At 44.1% G+C, this 20268-nt stretch carries 18 protein-coding genes and 1 pseudogene; 3 read left to right on the top strand and 16 right to left on the bottom strand.

Annotated features, from left to right (window positions below; genetic code table 11):
- Positions 1–3: 3 nt before the first annotated feature.
- From AAH582_RS06645 to AAH582_RS06620, 6 genes are all read right to left on the bottom strand, one after another.
- Positions 4–1938 carry a secretin and TonB N-terminal domain-containing protein gene (locus tag AAH582_RS06645; protein WP_343321614.1) on the bottom strand — a complete coding sequence of 645 codons (1935 nt, stop codon included), beginning with the start codon at positions 1936–1938 and terminating at the stop codon, positions 4–6.
- Positions 1939–1970: 32 nt separating this feature from the next.
- On the bottom strand, positions 1971–3398 hold the full coding sequence (locus AAH582_RS06640; RefSeq protein ID WP_343321613.1) for a GspE/PulE family protein: 1428 nt from the start codon (positions 3396–3398) through the stop codon (positions 1971–1973).
- Positions 3399–3436: 38 nt separating this feature from the next.
- Complete coding sequence (locus tag AAH582_RS06635; protein WP_343321612.1) at positions 3437–3940, bottom strand: hypothetical protein; 504 nt, start codon at positions 3938–3940, stop codon at positions 3437–3439.
- Between the two features lies 1 nt (position 3941).
- On the bottom strand, positions 3942–4358 hold the full coding sequence (locus AAH582_RS06630; protein ID WP_112375240.1) for a type IV pilin protein: 417 nt from the start codon (positions 4356–4358) through the stop codon (positions 3942–3944).
- 249 nt (positions 4359–4607) lie between these two features.
- Positions 4608–6194 carry a hypothetical protein gene (locus tag AAH582_RS06625; RefSeq protein WP_343321611.1) on the bottom strand — a complete coding sequence of 529 codons (1587 nt, stop codon included), beginning with the start codon at positions 6192–6194 and terminating at the stop codon, positions 4608–4610.
- Positions 6187–6366, bottom strand: a complete 180-nt coding sequence (locus AAH582_RS06620; RefSeq protein WP_343321610.1) for a SymE family type I addiction module toxin — start codon at positions 6364–6366, stop codon at positions 6187–6189. The genes AAH582_RS06625 and AAH582_RS06620 overlap by 8 nt, the downstream gene beginning before the upstream one ends.
- A gap of 152 nt (positions 6367–6518) precedes the next feature.
- On the opposite strand from AAH582_RS06620, the gene AAH582_RS06615 reads away from it, so the two are divergent.
- Complete coding sequence (locus tag AAH582_RS06615; RefSeq protein ID WP_343321609.1) at positions 6519–6854, top strand: helix-turn-helix domain-containing protein; 336 nt, start codon at positions 6519–6521, stop codon at positions 6852–6854.
- Positions 6855–6917: 63 nt separating this feature from the next.
- Here AAH582_RS06615 and AAH582_RS06610 read toward each other — a convergent pair whose 3' ends face one another.
- Both AAH582_RS06610 and AAH582_RS06605 read right to left on the bottom strand, forming a co-directional pair.
- Positions 6918–7355, bottom strand: a complete 438-nt coding sequence (locus AAH582_RS06610) for a hypothetical protein (RefSeq protein ID WP_343321608.1) — start codon at positions 7353–7355, stop codon at positions 6918–6920.
- Between the two features lie 2 nt (positions 7356–7357).
- A pseudogene (locus AAH582_RS06605) lies at positions 7358–8041 on the bottom strand (RHS repeat-associated core domain-containing protein); the annotation flags it as partial.
- Positions 8042–8244: 203 nt separating this feature from the next.
- Here AAH582_RS06605 and AAH582_RS06600 point away from each other — a divergent pair.
- Positions 8245–8508, top strand: a complete 264-nt coding sequence (locus AAH582_RS06600; RefSeq protein WP_343321607.1) for a hypothetical protein — start codon at positions 8245–8247, stop codon at positions 8506–8508.
- Positions 8509–8766: 258 nt separating this feature from the next.
- Here AAH582_RS06600 and AAH582_RS06595 read toward each other — a convergent pair whose 3' ends face one another.
- From AAH582_RS06595 to AAH582_RS06575, 5 genes are read right to left on the bottom strand one after another with little or no spacing between them, the layout of a single operon-like run.
- Entirely contained in the window at positions 8767–9624 is an 858-nt protein-coding gene (locus tag AAH582_RS06595; RefSeq protein WP_343321606.1) for a tyrosine-type recombinase/integrase, read from the bottom strand.
- Complete coding sequence (locus AAH582_RS06590) at positions 9614–10525, bottom strand: tyrosine-type recombinase/integrase (RefSeq protein WP_343321605.1); 912 nt, start codon at positions 10523–10525, stop codon at positions 9614–9616. Before AAH582_RS06590 ends, AAH582_RS06595 begins: the two co-directional genes overlap by 11 nt.
- On the bottom strand, positions 10515–11768 hold the full coding sequence (locus AAH582_RS06585) for a hypothetical protein (RefSeq protein WP_343321604.1): 1254 nt from the start codon (positions 11766–11768) through the stop codon (positions 10515–10517). Before AAH582_RS06585 ends, AAH582_RS06590 begins: the two co-directional genes overlap by 11 nt.
- A 23-nt stretch (positions 11769–11791) precedes the next feature.
- On the bottom strand, positions 11792–12130 hold the full coding sequence (locus tag AAH582_RS06580; RefSeq protein WP_343321603.1) for a hypothetical protein: 339 nt from the start codon (positions 12128–12130) through the stop codon (positions 11792–11794).
- Positions 12123–12317, bottom strand: coding sequence for a SymE family type I addiction module toxin (locus AAH582_RS06575; RefSeq protein ID WP_343321602.1), 195 nt, complete (start codon positions 12315–12317; stop codon positions 12123–12125). Before AAH582_RS06575 ends, AAH582_RS06580 begins: the two co-directional genes overlap by 8 nt.
- Before the next feature lie 151 nt (positions 12318–12468).
- On the opposite strand from AAH582_RS06575, the gene AAH582_RS06570 reads away from it, so the two are divergent.
- The gene (locus AAH582_RS06570) at positions 12469–12804 is read left to right on the top strand and encodes a helix-turn-helix domain-containing protein (protein WP_343321601.1); all 336 of its coding nucleotides are present in this window, start codon (positions 12469–12471) and stop codon (positions 12802–12804) included.
- 41 nt (positions 12805–12845) lie between these two features.
- Here AAH582_RS06570 and AAH582_RS06565 read toward each other — a convergent pair whose 3' ends face one another.
- The 3 genes from AAH582_RS06565 to AAH582_RS06555 are packed head-to-tail and all read right to left on the bottom strand — an operon-like array spanning position 12846 to position 20260.
- Positions 12846–13358 carry a hypothetical protein gene (locus AAH582_RS06565; protein WP_343321600.1) on the bottom strand — a complete coding sequence of 171 codons (513 nt, stop codon included), beginning with the start codon at positions 13356–13358 and terminating at the stop codon, positions 12846–12848.
- Positions 13359–13367: 9 nt separating this feature from the next.
- A complete protein-coding gene (locus AAH582_RS06560; protein WP_343321599.1) occupies positions 13368–16907 on the bottom strand; it encodes a DUF6443 domain-containing protein in 3540 nt (1179 codons plus the stop codon).
- 11 nt (positions 16908–16918) lie between these two features.
- Positions 16919–20260 carry a hypothetical protein gene (locus AAH582_RS06555; RefSeq protein ID WP_343321598.1) on the bottom strand — a complete coding sequence of 1114 codons (3342 nt, stop codon included), beginning with the start codon at positions 20258–20260 and terminating at the stop codon, positions 16919–16921.
- Positions 20261–20268 lie beyond the last annotated feature (8 nt).

Here is a 20268-nt window from a genome sequence, read left to right as displayed (position 1 = left end):
GGATTAATACAATATCGTTGGTTTAATAAAGACGACCGAGACGACCTTCTGTGTACTTTTCTCCCGGCTGCTAAACAACCATTTCAGGATTGGAATACGGGATAATATCGGAATCCCCCGACCACTATTGCTATTTTCGGTACGCTCAATCCCGCCCAATACAATCATATCTTCATTGCGCGCACGGATAATGGATTCAAACTTACTATTGGATGTCGGAGGTGGTTCATTTTTCGCAACAGTACCAATAAAATCAGAAATATTTACGGAAATTTTCATTGTAATCTGATCGTCACCAGAAACTACGGGTGTAACATCGATTTTGAGATCTGCACTGACATCTTGATATTGCGTCGTAAAAACATTGGTATTCGTTAATCCGGGATAAACATTTTGCGTCTCAATTTTATAATAACGTTTACTTCCTATGCTAAGCGTTGCTTTATGACCATTTAAGGTAGATAGCTTAGGTACAGAACGGAGTTCCACATTTTTATTTTCTTCCAAGGCCTGCAGACGCACATAAAAATTGGGGGTGACACGACCAAGGTTGAATGAATTATTTTTCCCGATCTGAGACAGAAAGCGATTCACTGAACCGGCGCCAAAGGTAAAACCATCCGACAGGCTTCCTCCCGTTTTTGGAATGGAATCTGCTACCCCCATCTTAATACCCGTTTTTAGCGTATTTCCCTTCTGAATATCCAGTAGTGTTACCTCAATCAATACCATCGGCACCAATTTATCCAACTGCTTTACATAAGTTTCAATTTCACGGATCTGTGGTCCCGAGCCTGAAAGCAGCAGCATATTCTGTTCCTTAAATTCTTTGATCTCAACATCTTTCCGCCATTCCATCGGAATCATCATCATGATGGTATCAATGGAACGGTGCTGCAGCTGAATAATCTTGTTATCACGTAGTCCTTCGTTGCGACGATTTCCAATTAAATAGGTATCCTTGTCCATCCGAAAGGTATACGGTGTTCCCTGAAAAATAGAGGTCAGGAACTGGTCGAAAGAAATATCTTTCACATTGGTCGTAATATTTCCGTCAATCTGACTATAGATAAAATAATTGACATTCGCTTCTTCTGAAGCACGCTTGATCAATTCAATAATTGGCGTATTGGTTGCCTGTATCGTGAAACGCTTTCCTCTACCCGCTTCCGTTTTTCCATAAAGGGCATAGTTACCTGGCTGCCCGCCACCCATACCCGGATTCATTCCATTCGCTCCATTTGCAGGATTACTCGCATTGTCCGGTCTAAAACGAACATCCGTCTGCCGGTCGTCATTGATAAACAGTTCCTCTCCGGGGATCAAGGACTCAAATACATACACATTGTCATTGGTCTTGCGGTATTTCAACCCATTTACATAGGCTAACTTTTCCAATGCCGTTTCAAATGGCGCTTCAGCCATAAATCCCGTCACCGTCTTCTGGAGCAAGGGTGTGGGCACGATTAAGTTTTTACCCGAAAGTGAACTGATCCTTTGTGCCACTTTGCCCAAGGGATCATTCTGCAGTTCATAGCCTAGTCCATCGCTTGATGTATTGTACTGTACCTTGATATCCTTCTCGATCTGAACAGGTTGAGGCTCCGGTAATTTTTTGATCGTCATAATCGAACCGATCACGTCGATATCCAGACCATACGTTTTCGCTAGAAATAGAAGTACGTTTTTAGCGGTTTCGCCTGTAAAGTTATTGAAGATGGAAAAACTCAACGTAGGATCCACATTGATATTCAAGTCATTGGACTGCGCAAGAGCCCGTAGAAATTCCTGCGCCGTAACGCCCGAAACGGAAAGTTTCACCTTCTTTTGTAATCCAGGCACTGTTCCTGCCAACGCTTCCAGCCGTTGTTCCACACGCGCATAGTTTTCTGTCGCATTTTGAGCAAAAGTGCTGATGCTAAAAGATAGTAATAGCAAAAAGGTTAAATATAATGTTCTCAAACTCATCATCAATAATTGAATAGTAATGGATAGATTTCCTCTATCGTTGTTTCCCCGGCAGCGAAAAGCTCAAATGCATTTTCACCAAGTGTTTTTATTTTTCGTTCTTTCAGTTGCTCGTCCACCCGCATATTCCCTTTTTTGATCTCGTCCACCAGCCCCTGATCCATCGGAATAATTTCATAGACCGCTTTTCGGCCTTTAAAACCCGTAAAATAACAAGATGCGCAACCCACGGCAACCGCGTGCTTATGCACCGTAAAATAAGGCTTAAATTGTCTTGGATAAAGATCAGCAGTTAGCTCCTCCTCCCGTTTGCAGTTGGGGCAAAGCGTGCGCACCAAACGCTGAGCGACGGAAGTATTTAGGGTATTGGCGATCAAAAAATTGGGAATCCCCATATCGATCAAACGCGATACCGTTCCCCATGCCGAATTCGTGTGGATGGTGGACAATACCAAGTGTCCCGTTAGAGCTGCCCGGATGGCCATATTGGCGGTATCGGGATCACGGATCTCCCCCACCATAATAATATCCGGATCCTGACGCAAGAACGTACGCAGTGCAGCACCGAAGCTCAGCCCAATATTTTCCTTGAGCTGTACCTGGTTGATACCCTCCAGTGTATACTCGATAGGGTCTTCGATGGTCAGAATATTATTTGTGGTTTTATTTAAATGTTTTAATGTAGCATATAAGGTCGTTGTCTTACCCGATCCTGTCGGTCCGCTGATCAGCAAAATACCATTGGGCTTTTTCACACCGTGAAGGTAATTTTCATAATCCTCCGGAGACATCCCCAATTTATCCAGTTGGATATTGGTGGCATTGTTGTTCAGCAGACGCAGCACGACCTTTTCCCCATGGAGTGTAGGAAGTACAGATACCCGGATATCAAATTGATCCTGATTACGTCTGTAGTGTATACGACCATCCTGCGGAAGGCGTTTTTCCGCAATATCCAGATTGGACATGATCTTGATCTTATTGATCAAAGCCGGATAATCCTCTCTTTTCAGCACATAACGCTCTACCATCATTCCATCGATACGCACCCGCACACGGCAGCGGTTTTCATACGTTTCGATATGAATATCACTGCTTTTGAGCTGTTTCGCTTCGTAGATCAAATTATCAAGAAAATCTGCATTAAAGACAAGATTTTTGACAGCTTCATTTCCTTCCGACTGTTTTTCGCCAAAGTAATGCTTATTGAGCCACTCTTCGATCTGGGCCGATGAAGTAATCTCCAGGATAATATGCTCATCAAAGAGAATAGCCAGCTCATTCTCCAGTCCGGAAAGGTCAGTGGACCGATCTGTGTAAAAATGAATTTCCTTATTATTCCGGTCAAATGGAATAATACGGTAGTGCCATGCGATATCCCGGGAGATTGCATGCAGTATTTCTGTTGAAAAATGATAACCTGTCCCCACAATGCTTCTTTGTTAATAATTCGGTATACTTTTCTATGCTATGACATAAACGATTGACCGATCAAATCCCAATCAATCCAATTCATCCGTTCGGCAATAAAATACCCTAAAAAAAGTAAAGCCTGGCAACCAGCCAGTGGAATACCTTTTTGCGGATTCCGCCAATTTTTGTTGACCATAGCAATCAACAATGCGGTGATCAAACTGACGATGTGGAAAAGAAAAAAGTTCAGAAAGGGCATATACAACAATATGCAGAGCAAAAATGCAATATCCCCCCAGCCCAGCTTTCGATCCATGATCCGTCCCCATTGCCCTTTTTTGATTCTGAAATAGACCAGAATGGCACCCATCTGAAAAGTCAAAAACAAGATATTGGCCAAGATATCCGGATAAGAGTCCTCCCAATAATTTTCTGTCAACTTAAGTCCCAAAAGCAGTATGGCTAGTAAAAGAAAGAGAACAATGCTTACGGCGCGTTGTTTAAAATCCTGATAAGCTATACCGATTAAAAGAACAGCAATAGATATGGTCCACCACATGTTAATCTGCGGTAACCTCTTTTAGGTTTTTATCTTGGTCTATTTCCCACACATTGAACTTGCCGTCGCCATTGAAATCCACTACGGCAGTTGCCCTTCCTAGAAAGGTGTTCTGATCGGCGCGCACAATTTCGATGCGGTAGTTGGCTTTTCCGTCTTTCCCGTCGGTACTTAATTTTTCCTGTACAAAACCGATCTCATCCAGATTGCCACTGTATTTGGACTTTTCGAAAAAATAATTTTTCTCCAGAGTCTGCAAATGTTGGAGCTGTACTTTGGCTTCGGTGCTTTTGGCTTTGGTAATCAATGGCATCAGATTAGGTAACGCCAATAACACCAGTATACCGATAATCACCATAACCACAAGGATTTCCGTGAGACTATAGGCCTTTAACCGCTTTTTGTAGAATCTTTTCATAACAATTTCTTTCCCAAGTTAATTTAATCAGCGCTAATATAAATATTTTCGTTTAACTCTGACAGTACTTCTTATCCACTATTGGAAATTCCTCTAAACTTTTAATATTTAAAATGGGCCAAATAGTGTAAATCCAAGAAATTTTGTACTTTATAAATTAACCCTTGTAAAAATAAACTTTCAGGTATATACAAGAAAATTCAATTTAGGTCTCTTATTTATGAATTAAAATCCGTTACCCTGCGTTTTTCACTTGTCATGGACAACTGCTCCTTTCTTACTGGTTTTCTGACTGTTGAGTGGTCCATTTGTAGATTGGACCACTGATGGACTACGGTCCACTGAAAGTGATCTTATTTCTTCTAGTACACCTTCGATCAATGTACGAGTACTGCCTTCCAGATCTTCCATATCCTGCCATTGCTGCACCTTATACTCAAAGCCCTTGTAGCGGTTGCCCTTGACGATACGGATATGGCCCATACGGTCAAGTTCGTTCAGGTAACGTTTTAGGTTGCTCGGATTGATACGCAATGAACTGCGTACATCACGGCTATGGAAGCTGTCCGTATCCAGTTCCTTGAGGTAGGCTTTCAGCTTTTCAAAGAAGCCGCGGCAGGCATCGCTCAGCTCGTCGCTCTTTTTCAGCAGCGTGGTCTCCAGTAATGTAAAGGCGGTTTCAACGTCTTCCGCCGTACCCTCGATGTACAGCTCTCCGGTCACAAGGTCCGTTTTAAGCGGTCGCTGAAACTGGTGGTAATAGGTCACCGTTTCGGTGAACAGTAGCAACAGCAGCATCGTCCTTCTCGGCTTGAACACCGATTCCGGCAGCTGCAGGTAGGTGGCATAGGGATTCCGCACACTGACCGGTCGCAACATCCGCTGTACGTTCTTTACCGTATGCTTGATTTTTTGCTGTGCCGGTTCGTCAACAAGCCCTGCACTCAGCATGCGCTGGTACTCCATGATTTTATTGTCCTGTTCGCTGCTGCCGTCCATGTAGAGCAGTATACAGCGGTTGGCATTGTCCTCGTACAATTTTTCACGGGTCGTACAGCCGCTGACGCACACAGGCCCTTCCACGTTCAGTGTCACCATTTTAAGGTTCCCCTTATTGTCCTTCAATGTCACCGTTTTGGAGATCCGCCATTTGCTCTGGAGTTCACGCAGTGGATACAGTACCGATTCAGCTCCGTCAAGGTCTTCGATCAATAACAGTTTGTGTTTGAGCTCCTCACGGCCAAAGTAATAGAACGCATTGCTGCTCAGCGTCGTGATCTCCAGTTTGTCCTCCTCGGGCATCAGTTCCGACACTTTTTCCTGCAGCCACGTCTTGCCCGTGCCGCTCGCACCAAGGCACATCAGGTGCAAGGGAACATGCCGTTTTCTACTGGTATAGGTCAGGTAGGCGATCAGGGCATTCGTCTCCTCACCGATCACACCGCTCTGTGCGATGGCTTCTTTTGTCCGCTGGATCAGGTTTGCCGATTTCAGGAACTTCAATGCTTCTTTGCGTTCGCTCTCGGTGAGTTCTTTCTTTTCTGCCTGTTTGGGTTTTTCCAGCACCGTGATCAGGTTTGCTATCAATGCCGTCACCTCTGATTCCGTCCTGTCCAATATCTCAGCCGTACGCTCCACCAGTTGCCCGCACTGGATACCGTTGTACAGGTCAAGGTTATGGCGGTAGGTTTTTTCCGTTCTGCCCGTCAGCGTGACCTTCAACGTAACACGCAGGCGGTCAAGCCCCGTAAGCTTGATACCGCCAAGTACCGTGACGTTGAAAGCACCTTCCGTGTACAGCAGCAGTTCGGGGTTGTCCGTGATCAGTTTACCCATTGCCCACAGTGATTACCAATTTGCCCCTGCTGATATCCACATCAAGTTTCTGCTCTCCGATAAAGCCCATTTCTTCCAGCCATACACCCGATAGCCGGAGTTCCGGAACGACCTTGCCGTCCCCATAGCGGTAACGCTTCTGCAACGTTGTCTTTCTCTTCTGTGATGCCATAATATTTTTTTTAAAAAAGTTTTATACGACCTATACCTCACAAATCCAATGTATATAAAGTTTATTAACAAGAAATATTTGATTTTTATCTAACCTATACGTTGCCTATATTTGAACATTATTCAATAATAACTCATAAAACAGAGGTATTTATGGCTTTTGGAGACAGATTAGCGTTTGCACGCAAGCAGAAGAAGATGACACAGGGGGAGCTCGGTAAGAAGGTCGGCACCTCCGGCGATATTATAGGTAAGTATGAAAGAGGCGAGAACATACCCTCCATTGATGTGGCCGCAAAAATGGCCGAGGCATTGGTTGTAACGCTCGACTACCTCGTCAAAGATGGCGAGTATGAACAGATAGACAACGAGATGCTTAAGCTATTAAAAGAGGTACAGGGGCTTGACGAGGAAAACAGGGCGCACATATTCGCTACTATTAACGCATTTATCAAAGCAGCAAAGCTGAAGAGCATTGCCGCTTTGTAGACACTAAAAAGACCAATCCGATGAAAGATTGGGCCTTATATTCGTTCTTTTTAAGTGGTTAATCTAATTCTCATATTCAACTCCCTGTATTTTTTCAAAGATATTTTGAATGAAACCACCATCTTTACTACAGACTAGCCAATAGGATGAATCAACCAGCTCAATTATATATTCACAATTTTCATACATCAACTCATCACTCTCATATCGTCTGATATTTTCAACATTACTATCGCCAATCATCAAAAGTTCAATTGCTTGATCAATTTTCGAGAATAAGTTCAACATCTTACCTAAAGATATTAATTTACCATGCTTTGATTTGTTGATTTCGCCTTCAAATTTAAGAATATCACAATCCTCCTCTTGGGTTATTGTCGCATATACCCATAGTAGCCCCCAAAAAACTTCATTCCCTCTTGTTTCAAAACAGTTTAATATATCTTCAAGCCGCACAGAAAGAACAGAACTATCATCTCCATGAATTATAATTTTTCTCATCTTTATTTGTTTAAGCCATTTATCCAATCTGTATACGTTAGTGGGGCCGGAGTTTTATCTCTTTGAAGCGTACCTCCTGTCTTACTAGGCTTATACACATGTTCATGAGGGTTATGCGGATGTGTACTTGGTCTGCCATGATCCGTAAAGTCAATATCTTTTACAGGATTACCATCCTTGTCAAACTCTCTTACTTGCTTGTAATCCCCATTTCTACCAGCTCGTTTTCCAATTTGAGAATGAGGTCCCGCATCTTGTGCCTCTGGATCCCTCACGGGTAGTCCACTTCTATCACGAGGCAACTCTCTATCAGTTGGATCACTTTTAGTATCTCCACTTTCATCCGTCTTATTATTCGAGTTAACCATCATAGGATTCAATGGAACATTATTTCTTGTCCCATCTCTCCTAACAAAGAAATCTTTCCCAGCGAATTTATCTCGATTAGACACAACAACTGCACCAGCAGTTACAACTACAGCTGTAGTTACTATTTGTCTTACTGTAAGGGCTTCCAATATCGGTATTATGAAACGACAAATAGGACAATTTCCATCTGGATCTGTTAGATTGGTTGGATTATTCCAACTATACGCATAAGGGCTTTTATCAATCTGGTTCATGTGGTCCGCTAATTTGTCCACCACATTCCATCTACCTATTTCTGCATCATAGAACCTGGCCCCGTAATCGTACTGGTTTCCACGACTTTTTCATAGTCCGCCCGATTCTGTGGCAGCTCCAAACCGCTTTTCTCAAAGAACTTTACCTACCCAAAGATAGTTGTTTGTTTGGTTTCTGCAAGTGGTATTTTACGGTTGGTCTGTTCATCTGTTACAGCAAATGTAGCCTCCGAAGTTTAGGCCAGTAAAGGGCTTTCGCGGCATAAATGCTCATTACATTCCGCTTTATTCCACGTTCCCTTGACAGGCCTACCTTCTCCTGCTCTTGGTGGCCTAACAGAAGATCACCCCGAACCCCTGACGACATTGGGCGCCTACAGGACGGCCTTCCGGCGATGGAATGGGCTTTGGCATGCGCGCTGGATTCTGTGCGGCCCGTTCTCTCGCCGGGAGGTTCCCCAGGGGTTTGGGGAGTGGAAGACTCCCCAATATACAATAGCCATGCTGCCGCAGGCACGCACACTGCCTGACCGGAGGGAGGTGTGCAAATGAGCGATCGCCGTGGGGCTATTTAATATAATGGCATTATAGCTGCCTTTAGGTACTATAATGACCCATTATGTTACTTAGCTTCGGGCATCTGGGGCGGTGGAACCGGGATCTAAGACGGCTCTTTGACGCATATAGCGGCAATGTGCCGGCGGGTCGGGTTGTGCAATGTTTCCGCCGCCACGCTGCAGAAGGGTAAGCCGTGCGGTGGGATTATTATTTAAAGATGGATTTACCGGTTATTTAAGGGGATGGTGTTTGTTCAGAGCTTCCCGCAGGTCTTCGAGGTTCGTCGTCAGGTAACGTTCGGTACTGCTGACATAGCGGTGGCCGGCCATATACTGCACCTGCCGCAATCCCTTTTCCTTCAGCCATTCGGTGATCACGCTCTGCCTGATCTGGGTAGCATGCTTTACTTTCGGATTGATTCTTTTAAGGGCATAGCATAGATGCAATAGCGTGTTCTTGAGTTTTTCAAGGTCGTTACGTCCTGTGAACAATCTTTCTGATTGACTTTGTATCCTTGGACGGATTACCAGGATATATTCCTGCAGGTCGAGGATCTGGAAGGGTTTTAGATCAAGGGTACGTCCGGCATTGTTGGTGGTTTCGGGTATGGTGACCTTACCTTCACGTAGTTTGAGATTTTCAGGCCTTAGCTTTTCCAGTTCTTCCAGCGTCAGGGCTTGGTAGACGAGCAGGCCGAGCATTGTTTTATTACGGTAGGTACGGTCGTCTTTTGCGGTATAACTTTCATAGAGATTATCCAGCTCGTTTCGCTCCAGTAACCCTGTAGGCACATTTCTTACCGCTCCTTTTACCTGCAACCCCGAGGCAGGATTGCTGTTTACGATATTCCTTTTGTTCAGGTAACTGAACCAGTAACGAAGTGACAGCAATATCCGGTTCAGCTGGTTGACGCTCCGGCCTTCCGTCTTTTGATGGCCGATAAAGTCCAGTACCTCCCTTTGACTAGTCTGTTGTAAGGTTAAACCCTCTTTATCAGACCATAGCTGAAAGTAGCCCACATACAGCACATGCTGGGCTATGGTGCTTTCTTTCAGCTTTTCACCCTTGAGATATGCTTCAAAGTCCATTGATGATATGCGTATAGATCTGTGTACTTTCTAGACTGCTGTGGCCTAGAAACCGCTGGATATGTTCCAATTGCATACCAGACTGCAAAAGGTGCGTAGCGATACTGTGGCGCAGGGTATGTACACCAATAACCTTGCTGATACCGGCACGGTGACACAGCACCTGCAGTCGGCCAAAGGCATTCGTATAACGGCGTCCCCCCAGTCCCAGAAGAAAGGCTTTTTCGTTTTTTTGTGGATTAAGGAACGGACGGCCATAAAGCAGGTAACCAGATAAGTATCTGATGCTCTGTTTGCTCAGTGGCACATAGCGTGATTTATAACCCTTGCCCTTTCTGACCAGCAGCAGCTCTTTTTCCAGCTGTACATCTTCAACGTTCACCGATAGGCCCTCCTGTTTGCGCAGGCCACAGCCGTAGTACAGCGCCAGCATTGCCCTGTCACGGTAGCCCAGCGGATCGTCCGTGGTATGCTCATAGAGTTCCGCAATTTCAATGGGCAGCAGGATATCCCTGACATTGCTGCTCCTGCCCGTCATCTTGATGTTTACGGCAAAGCTCTCGTGGCCGCTCTCGCCAAGGTAACGGGCGAACCGACGGATCGCCTGCAGCTGTTTGCGGATGTAGTTTTTTGATATTGAGCCGACCCTCAGCCTGTTCGGCCTTTGCTCAAGGTAACCGTAATAATTTTGAAGAAGGGTCTCGGTGATGTTAGCAGGATCGGTAATTTGGTTGTCCTGCATGTAACTCAGGAACTCCGCCACCATTTTGGGCATATCCTTCTGGCTGGTCTTCTCATAGTTCAATATCCGTTGCCATTCACTAAAGCCCGCTACAAGCCTTTTGTACAGTGGATTCAGGCTTTTATAAAAGTCCGTTACCTTGTGTTTTTCACTTGCCATGGACTACTGCTCCTTTCTTACTGGTTTTCTGACTGTTGAGTGGTCCATTTGCAGCTTGGACCACTGATGGACTACGGTCCACTGAAAGCGATCTGATTTCCGTAAGGACTCCCTCGATAAGCGAGCGCGTACTGCCCTCCAGATCTTCCATATCCTGCCATTGCTGCACTTTATATTCAAAGCCTTTATAGCGGTTGCCCTTGACGATACGGATATGACCCATACGGTCCAATTCGTTCAGGTAACGTTTTAGGTTGCTGGGATTGATCCGCAATGAACTGCGTACATCACGGCTGTGGAAGCTGTCCGTATCAAGTTCCTTCAGGTAGGCTTTCAGCTTTTCAAAGAAGCCCCGGCAGGCATCGCTAAGCTCGTCGCTCTTTTTCAGTAGCGTGGTTTCCAGTAATGTAAAAGCAGTTTCCACGTCTTCCGGCGTACTCTCGATATATTGTTCGCCCGTCGATTCATCCGTTTTCAATGGTCGCTGGTACTGGTGATAATAGGTTACCGTCTCGGTGAACAGGAGCAGTAAAAGCATTGTCCTCCTCGGTTTGAACACCGATTCCGGCAATTGCAGGTAGGTGGCGTAGGGATTGCGTACGCTGATCGGTCGCAGCATACGTTGCACGTTCTTGATCGTATGCTTTATTTTGTGTTGGGCAGATTCGTCAACAAGCCCGGCGCTCAATAGGCGCTGGTATTCCATGATTTTACCATCCTGCTCGCTGCTGCCGTCCATATAGAGCAGTATGCAGCGGTTGGCATTGTCCTCATACAATTTTTCACGCGTCGTGCAGCCACTCACGCACACAGGCCCCTCCACGTTCAGCGTCACCGTTTTTAGGTTCCCCTTATTGTCCTTCAATGTTACGGTTTTGCTGATACGCCGCTTGCTCTGTAGTTCACGCAGTGGATACAGTACCGATTCAGCACCGTCGAGGTCTTCGATCAATAGCAGTTTATGCTTGAGCTCCTCGCGCCCGAAGTAGTAGAAGGCATTGCTGCTGAGCGTCGTGATCTCCAGTTTGTCCTCCTCCGGCATCAGTTCGCTCACCTTTTCCTGCAGCCAGGTCTTGCCCGTGCCGCTTGCACCAAGGCACATCAGGTGCAAGGATACGTGGCGTTTTCTACTCGTATAGGTCAGAAAGGCGATCAGCGCGTTCGTTTCCTCGCCGATCACGCCGCTCGCCGCTATCGCTTCTTTGGTACGCTGGATCAGGTTCGCCGATTTCAGGAACTTCAAGGCTTCTTTGCGCTCGCTTTCGGTCAGCTCTTTCTTTTCGGCCTGCTTGGGCTCATTTCTTCCAGACGCTCACTACGGTAGTTTTCCAGTGCCGTGGTCAGGTTTGCTATCAATGCCGTAACCTCTGATTCCGCCCTATCCAATATCTCTGCCGTACGTTCCACCAGTTGGCCGCACTGGATACCGTTGTACAGGTCAAGGTTATGACGGTAGGTTTTCTCCGTCTTGCTGGCCAGTGTGATCTTCAACGTCACGCGCAGGCGGTCGAGCCCTGTCAGCTTGATGTCGCCCAGTACCGTGACATGAAGGCCGGATTCCGTGTACAGCAGCAGTTCGGGGTTGTCCGTGATCAGCTTACCCATTGCCCCTTGTTATGATGAGCCTGTCCCTGCTGACCGTGATATCCACCTTCTGGCCTCCGGTAAAGCCCATTTCTTCCAACCATACACCCGATAGCCGGAGCTCGGGAACGACCCTGCCGCCCCCATAACGGTAACCGCTTTTGCGGTAACGTTTCTGTAATGTCGTTTGTCTTGTCTGTGATGCCATAATATTTTTTTTAAAAAGTTTTATACGACCTATACCTCACAAATCTAACATATACAAAGTTTATTATCAAGAACTATTTGATTTTTATCTAACATATACGTTGGCTATATTTGAATATTATTCAATAATAACTCATAAAAAAGAAGTATTTATGGCTTTTGGAGACAGATTAGCGTTTGCACGCAAACAGAAAAAGATGACACAGGGGGAACTCGGCAAGAAAGTCGGTACCTCCGGAGACATTATAGGAAAGTACGAAAGAGGCGAGAACATACCATCCATTGATGTGGCTGCAAAGATGGCCGAGGCACTGGGTGTAACACTCGACTATCTTGTCAAGAACGGCGAGTATGAGCAGATCGACAACGAGATGCTTAAGCTGTTAAAAGAGGTACAGGGGCTCGATGAGGAGAACAGGGCGCATATTTTCGCAACTATTAACGCTTTTATCAAAGCAGCAAAGCTGAAGAGCATCGCCGCTTTGTAGATACTAAGAAGCCCAATCCTATCGGATTGGGCCGTATTATTTTAAGAAAAAAGATAATCCAGTTCTGTCATTTTTCTCCAAATATCCTTATCACTCTCCCCCCATAGAATAGATCTAGCATTGGCAACCCCCCCCCGCATACATTCTACGTATGGCATTTTTGAAAACCCAAATAATGCAGGCAGATGATAAGAAACTGCACTTTTGGGCCTTTTAACTATACCCCAATGTACTTTTCCATCGTACTTCCATAAAATATAGTCCGATATAAATAATGAAGCATCAGCAGCTAAGGCAAAACCTGAATTTGTCAGATCAAGTTCCCCACCTTCTGTTACCGTCGAAAACTCATTTTCAAACAATAAATCAAACATTTTATTTCCCAATATACCAACATCATGTCTATCAATAGACAAATATTTAAGAAATTCCTCTAACCTCCGTTCTTTAATTGACATAAACCAATTAAAATATTCTTTTGCTTCTTTTAAAGACCATTCAAAATTCTTCGTACCAAAGAATTTTTCTGGAGGTATAAACAAAGGATAACTCATATAACATTGTTAATATTTAAAAATTTTAATACCTGAATCTTTTAATAATTTCTCTAAATTATTAGTAGGTCCCGTTCCCGTCTTTCCTTGAAAAAAGTGCCACTCAACATTCTTCACTCCACTATTAGCATCTTTCAACAAAGCAGCATCTTTCGCGACCTGTGTTTTTATTCGAGAACTTGCGGGTGTTCTTCCAACTTTTGATTCTTGAGCTGTCGTTTTCACGAAATTATCAACAAACCTTCCTCCTTCTGTTGTCGGAAAATATTTTTGAGGCGTACCACCAAATATATCATTTAAAAAGTTCTCCCCAACTTTTCCTGCCGCTTTATTATCTTTTAAAATCTCCGTGGCCGATTTAACTACAGAAGATGCCGTTCCTGGCGTCTTAGCTAAAAGCGCACCATTGCCCCCTCCAACAGGTAAAGAGGCCGCGGCATTTACTAATGATAACGCTGTGGCAACATGCTTATTCCCAGAAACATTGGCAAGAGCACCACTCCTTCCATTCTCAGAATAAGTATATTGAATTTCTTGAACTGGCTGATCCGTAACCAAAGATTGTACGTAAGTAGTTGCAGTTACAGCGGCCGAAGTAATTGCGTCCCGAGCGCCCCAATAAAGATTTTCGACAAATGACATTCCATTGCCAAAAGGATCATTTATGTCAAATGGTGGCGGATCGTCCGGCCACATCCCATCGGGATCAATAAATCGTATCGGATTATTGAACGCATAATTATATGGAGATAACCTTCTTCCTTGTTCTGCTTTCGGATCCACCACGTTCCACCGACCTATTTCAGCGTCGTAGAACCTTGCCCCGTAATCCAGCTGTCCTTCCAATACATAAGAACCTCCCAAAGTATGCGTCCCGCCATTCAAGTCAGTCTGCATCTCCTTGCCATTATAAAGGTACTTATTATTGATACTGGTTGCAATAGATTTCGTCTTTCCGAATGGATAATAATCCTGCTTCTGCATCACTGTGGCAACAGGAGCTGTGGCGGGACCATCTTTCTTGAGTACAACACGCACATTTCCCAGGTGATCTGTCAGATTGTAATAGTAACTATAATTTCCTGAACTATTCAACAGGAAGCCATCTTCTGTTGCAATACGTTCGATCAATGGATTTGCTCCACTAGCTTTGCTGTATTCAATACCACCGATATAGTCCTGCTCAGTTGTGATACCTCCAACTGTAGATTTGCGGTTCAGCTTAGCACCCGATGCATCGTAGGTGTAGGCAATGTTCTTACCTGTGCCCGTCACTGTTTTGGGCAGGTTCAGGTAATTGTAGCTCAGGGTCATTCCTGTACGGTCCTTGGTCGCATTTCCGTTCAGGTCATAAGTGAAAGAGCCTGTTACCCCGCCTGAAAGACTTTCCAGCCTGTTGCTCTTATTGGTATTGTTATAGTTGTACGTAATCGCTGTGCCATTGTCACGGACCAGTGTTTTGATATTGCCCATATCGTCGTATGTCAATACCTCGCTCATCACCGTACCTGTACTCACTCCACTCTTCAACCTGTTGAGCGCATCGTAAGCATAGTTAAATGTGCTGTTTGTTGTAGCAGCATAGCCCCACAGCTGCTGCACGATATTGCCATTATACTGGGCGTTACCCAGCACCGTTGTACCATTCACATTATAGTTCAGCTGCGAGGTGAACTGTGCCGAGCTTGCTTTTGTCTGCCAGCCCCGCTCATTGTAGGCATAGCCGATATTGGTCATAAAGTTGCTGCCGCCGTTCTCACTGTGCAGCGACTTGGTCTTCAGTTGACCGATCTCGTTGTAGGCGAGCCTGCTCTGGATCACTTCATCCTGTCCGTTGACTTTCTTCTTGGTCTGTACCAGTCTGCCCACATGGTCATATTCATTGGTCGTGATAATAGTCACCACCGCTCCCGTGGACGGTGTATGCACATGCGTGCTCCTGACCACCTGACCTGGAAAATTGTATTCATTGGTCACACGGTCTGTTCCGTTCAAATGGTTACGACCAACACTTTGGATCACACGTCCATAGTCATCATAATAACTGATAGTCAACATCGAGTCTGAACGGTCATCCTTCCATACCATCGTACCTGTTAGAAGTCCTTTAATCTTGGTACTCTTGGTAATATTCAGTGGCTGCAGATTGGCTGTATTTCCTCCGGTAAATCCGTAATCATCGTAATAATTCACCGATTGCAGTGACTGCCCCGTCTTGGGATAGGCCTGATTGGTATAAGCTGCTGTACCGACCCGGTCTTCCCAATATTTGCTTACCGTGTTCACATCGGTCTGTGCCGCGGACTGGCTCGCAAAGGTCTTGCTATATAGCCCCGTCTGTACAACACGGCCAAATGCATCGTATTTTGTATAACTCCATTTCCCTAGTCCGCGCTGTACGGCATCCTGCGAAAGTACAACCTGATCATTGGCATTGTACGCTAGCCATTCCCAGCCCTTGCCCGGGATTTTCTTTTCAGCTAGCCTTCGCTTTTCGTCGTACCTGTAAGCATACACCAGCTCATGGAAATCACCACTGGTGGCCTCGGTCAGTGTGGTGGTCGCAGCCGGGAAGCCCGGCGGGATCACATACCGCAGGTCTCCAAAGTCATCATACACATACTGCGTTTCCAGTTTCTTGGTATCTGTTTCCCAGACCCGCTTAAGCACGACATGCCCCTCGAAATCTTTATATTCCTCCACCGTACCGCCCTTTCCGTTTGCCGATACCCAGTTCTCATCTTTGATCACCGTTTTATAGAGTTTGCCAGCAGTATAATACCCTGCTGTGGCTCCGGTGCTGTTGACTGTCCACAGCCGCACATCATTGGTCCCGTTCGTCCCATAATCGCTTACCACCGTACGGCCGGAATCGGTACTGGCGGTTACGTTGTTGCGGTTCGCAACCGGCTGCCAGGGTACACCCGGAGCACCCTGCTGCTGCACACGGTTCAGCGGACTGTTCTCAAAGACCGTGACCGCATAGGGGCTCGCTGTCTTTACCACCGCGGCATCCCAGCCTACACCATCTTTGTAAAAATCCGACTGTGTCGATTTTGCCGAAGCCCGGAAACTACCGTTGCCTGACTTCTCGCCATAGGGCAAATACTTCGTCGACTCACGACTAAACCCGTCATATTCAATATGCTGGACAATATCCTTATACGTTGGACTGGCCATCAGCTGCACCGTTTGGCTAGGCCTGCCCAGCCCGTCGAAGTACTGGATGCTCTGATTTTCCTGACCAATGGTACGCTGGTTGGCCAATTGCGCAAGCTTTACCGTATCCCGAAACGTCCGTGTCAGGACATAATTCTGGGTTGCTGTAGGATTACTGAGAATGTTCTGAAAACCAGCAATACTGATCGTAACAGTTTTACCTGCTGGCTGTACTGGAATATAAAAGCCATTGCTAAGCGTTATGCTCTTCATTGCCTGGATAGTCGTCTGGTTACTATAGGAACTCAGGGTAAGGTTGTCCACAAGGGTCTGTCCATGAATAGATCCCGCGACGAGTACTGATATCAGTGTTAAAAGATTCTTTTTCATAACTTGTAAGCTTAGTTGGGTCTATAGTGGTAATCAGTGGCCTTATTCACAAAATTCAGGTGGTCTAGAATCGCTTGAAGGCGTTGCATACCATCATAGGTGTATGTTTCTTTTATTCCACGTTGATCAGTCTTGCTTGTCATACCTACAAACGGCCGATAGGTATAACTATTGACCATGGCATGCGGTAGATTTGTGCGTAGTTTATCCGCGGCATTGTTGATCAATGTCTCCATCGCTGCTTCCGTTTGACTACTGTTATTTAAATTATCAATAACTGTTTGTGTAAGTACCGTTGCAACTTCTGCATAGGTCGCGTTCTTGATTTCCATCACAGGATATTGACCTCTATAGCCCCAAAGGTAAACAGTAGTAGGATTCTCTAATTTTTTAAGTTCTTGCAGCTTATTAAAAGAATTGTAAGAAAGTATCTTAATTTCATCTGAATATCGAGTATCAGCGCCAAATATAGCCGGGCTTCCCAATGGAGGCTGTGTTCCTAAGGAACGATTACTGAATTTAAACATATTAAGCGGCACAGGATTAATAGAGGATAGGGCCTGTCGAGACTCGATAAGGCCTCTGCCTCCTGGACGATATTTGTTAATTGTTCCCGAAACAATACTTTTTACCGTACCTAAATCTCGATACGTTATACTTTCAATCGGAAGCCCCGTGATATAGTTTGAGGCCATATTGTCAATGAAAGAAGTACCAGGGGCATAATCATTTGGATACAATGTATGGGTAACAAGTCTATTCGATTTGCCATCGAGAATAGTGTGGCGAGACAGTAATGCATTTGTTGGGTTATCATAGAAAAAAGCCTCCACAGTTTCATTAAAATCAACTCCATTAGTTGCATAATCTTTTGTCCGAATGGTATCAGGATAAATCCATCCTTGATTATGATCATAACCCATAAGGTCCAAAGGCTCCCAGTCAGTATTAGGGTTAGTAAAGCTAAGATAACGTTCGTTTACAACATATGCCCTATATGTTCTCAGTACTCTTTCGTCTTGTTTATAAGAAGTCAACACACTCTTTACTGGAATACGTTGTCCATTTAAATATTTAAATACAAGCCGACTCATTTCCAGCCCATTAAAATTAGCATTGCTAGTCCATGGTGCGTTAAATTCCTGTCCTCGAAAAAGCAATGGTCTTGCATTGGGATAATCCATGAACGAATAAATTGTACCACTATTATCCTGACTATTTTCCTCAATTACATCCGAATAATACTGAGGAGCAGAGTCATATAAAGCATACCCAAAAATCGGATTAGATTGCAAGATGTGTTTTTCGTACAGGCCAAAATAAGAAATCTGACCCACGGGGTCTGAAACTTCACAGCGATAAATACCATTCATATGCCACTCATAAATAGGTTCAAAACTTACTGATCCAGTAGATTTCTTATCAGGATCATCCACTTTATGATAACTGTACTTCTTTTCGTATGTATTTCCGTTTTCTTTCGTAATAACTTTTTGAATACGAACCCCACCGCTATTCTGATTTTTGAAGGACCTTACATCGGGTGTGATTTGATAATTAAATTGGACCGAAGCTGAGACGAAATTGCCTTTTCCAGCTTCAACCTTAACCTGATAATTATAACCCGGATCTAAATCCGCTTCAAAACTTGAATTTTGATAAGCTTGAACACTATTGGTTACCTGACCTGCTCCGTTTTTCAATAGTGTTACCCGACCTGTTCCTGGATAGGGGCCATCTGTCGCTGTAATATCGCACGAAATTTGAAATTTTATTCTTTGGCTAAATGGAACAGTAAAAATTCCGGATGTATTTGTCCCGGTACCTAAATTACCTATTCCTTGTGCATCCACTCTGACAGATGTATAATTCCCTGGAATAATATAATCTCTCCATACAGTATTAGCTTCATAAATTAAACTGTCCTGACCTCCTGTTGGATAAATTATTTTTGAAAGCATACCCGCTCCAACATATACTCCATCTGGATCTCGGTTTGCTGTAGCATAGTTAAAATATTGACCCCAAAATTTATTTTTAGGCGGAGGAATCAACGTTGTATTGGATTTTCCATTATTATAACCATAATAATCTTGACTATTGGAAAATCTACTCGGCAAATCATTAAGATTTTGATATACAAACTTATATTTTGAATCAATATTTTCACTTTCATCAATAAATTGCAATTCTGTTAAGAAACTTCTATGCCCAAGATTTGTACGATTCTGAAGATTTTGATTAACTACACTGAAGCGCGCAATCGACGTATGATCTAGATAAATAAAATTTATCTGCTTTAATGGTTTAATAGATTCATTATTATACACTTTAATACGTTGAAGTACTTTTCCATCTGCAGCATTATGATCCATATAACTCAGTGCCACCTTACCACTATTTGAATTAATCTCCGTCAATAGATAGGTCGCTGTAGACATTAAAGAAGCACAATTTGTAGTTGTATTGAGGGGCTCACCCGAATTGCACGGTACAGTTTGAGGAATATTGTCTATTCTATAAGTTTGCGTTTCGTTCACGCCGACTGCGTAAGAATAACGATCACTTTGGTAGGACATATTTATGACTGTTCCGTCAGGATGAGTGATCTTATACAAAAAAAAAGCTGTATTAGTTTGATTTGCGAAAACTTTACCACAACCATTACCCATCTTATAAGTTGTCTCAACAAAATTATTTCCAAATTCATACTTCACTCCATCTGGTGTATAAATTTCAAAAGTTCTTTGCGAGATTCTTTTTATTTTTATTCCATTGTAACTTAGTAATATGACATTTTTATTCTGATCGAATATAAAAGTACCTGAGTAGGTTCCAAAATTAAAGCTATAAATATCAGGCTCACCATCGTAGGAACTTGCATTGATACCATAGCTGATCATACCCCTCACATAATTAAGTGTTTGTTGATCCATACCATAAGGGTTGAAAGTAGCTGGTAGAGGAGTAGTATTCCGTTCATCGTCTTCACCCATAATAGTGCGACGAATCACACCTCCAATATTTGCTTTCCAAGTGGTACCTACGACTCCGCCATTTTCGTTTACGCGTAATCCATTACTGGAGTAGCTTAATTGCAGCGGAACTTGCAGTGAGCCTTGAACAAAATTGTATAGGTCGATAGTTTTATTAGCAGTGCCCGATGCTAAACCAACATTTATACCTCCATATTGTCCTAGACTGCTGGCTGTAGGAGAAGCGAACAGATTATCGAATCCATCTTTTACTCCGCTAATGTTAGGGCTTTGCCCAATCGCTATGAGATGACTTCCAATGATAAATAGGGATAATAAAATCCTATAAGCTACCCTTACACTTTGTTTTCTTCTCATATCTATCA

This window comes from Sphingobacterium multivorum (genome assembly GCF_039511225.1).
GTDB lineage: Bacteria > Bacteroidota > Bacteroidia > Sphingobacteriales > Sphingobacteriaceae > Sphingobacterium.
The sequence above is the reverse complement of the archived record's forward strand: the minus strand, read 5'-3'. Positions and strand labels throughout refer to the sequence as shown.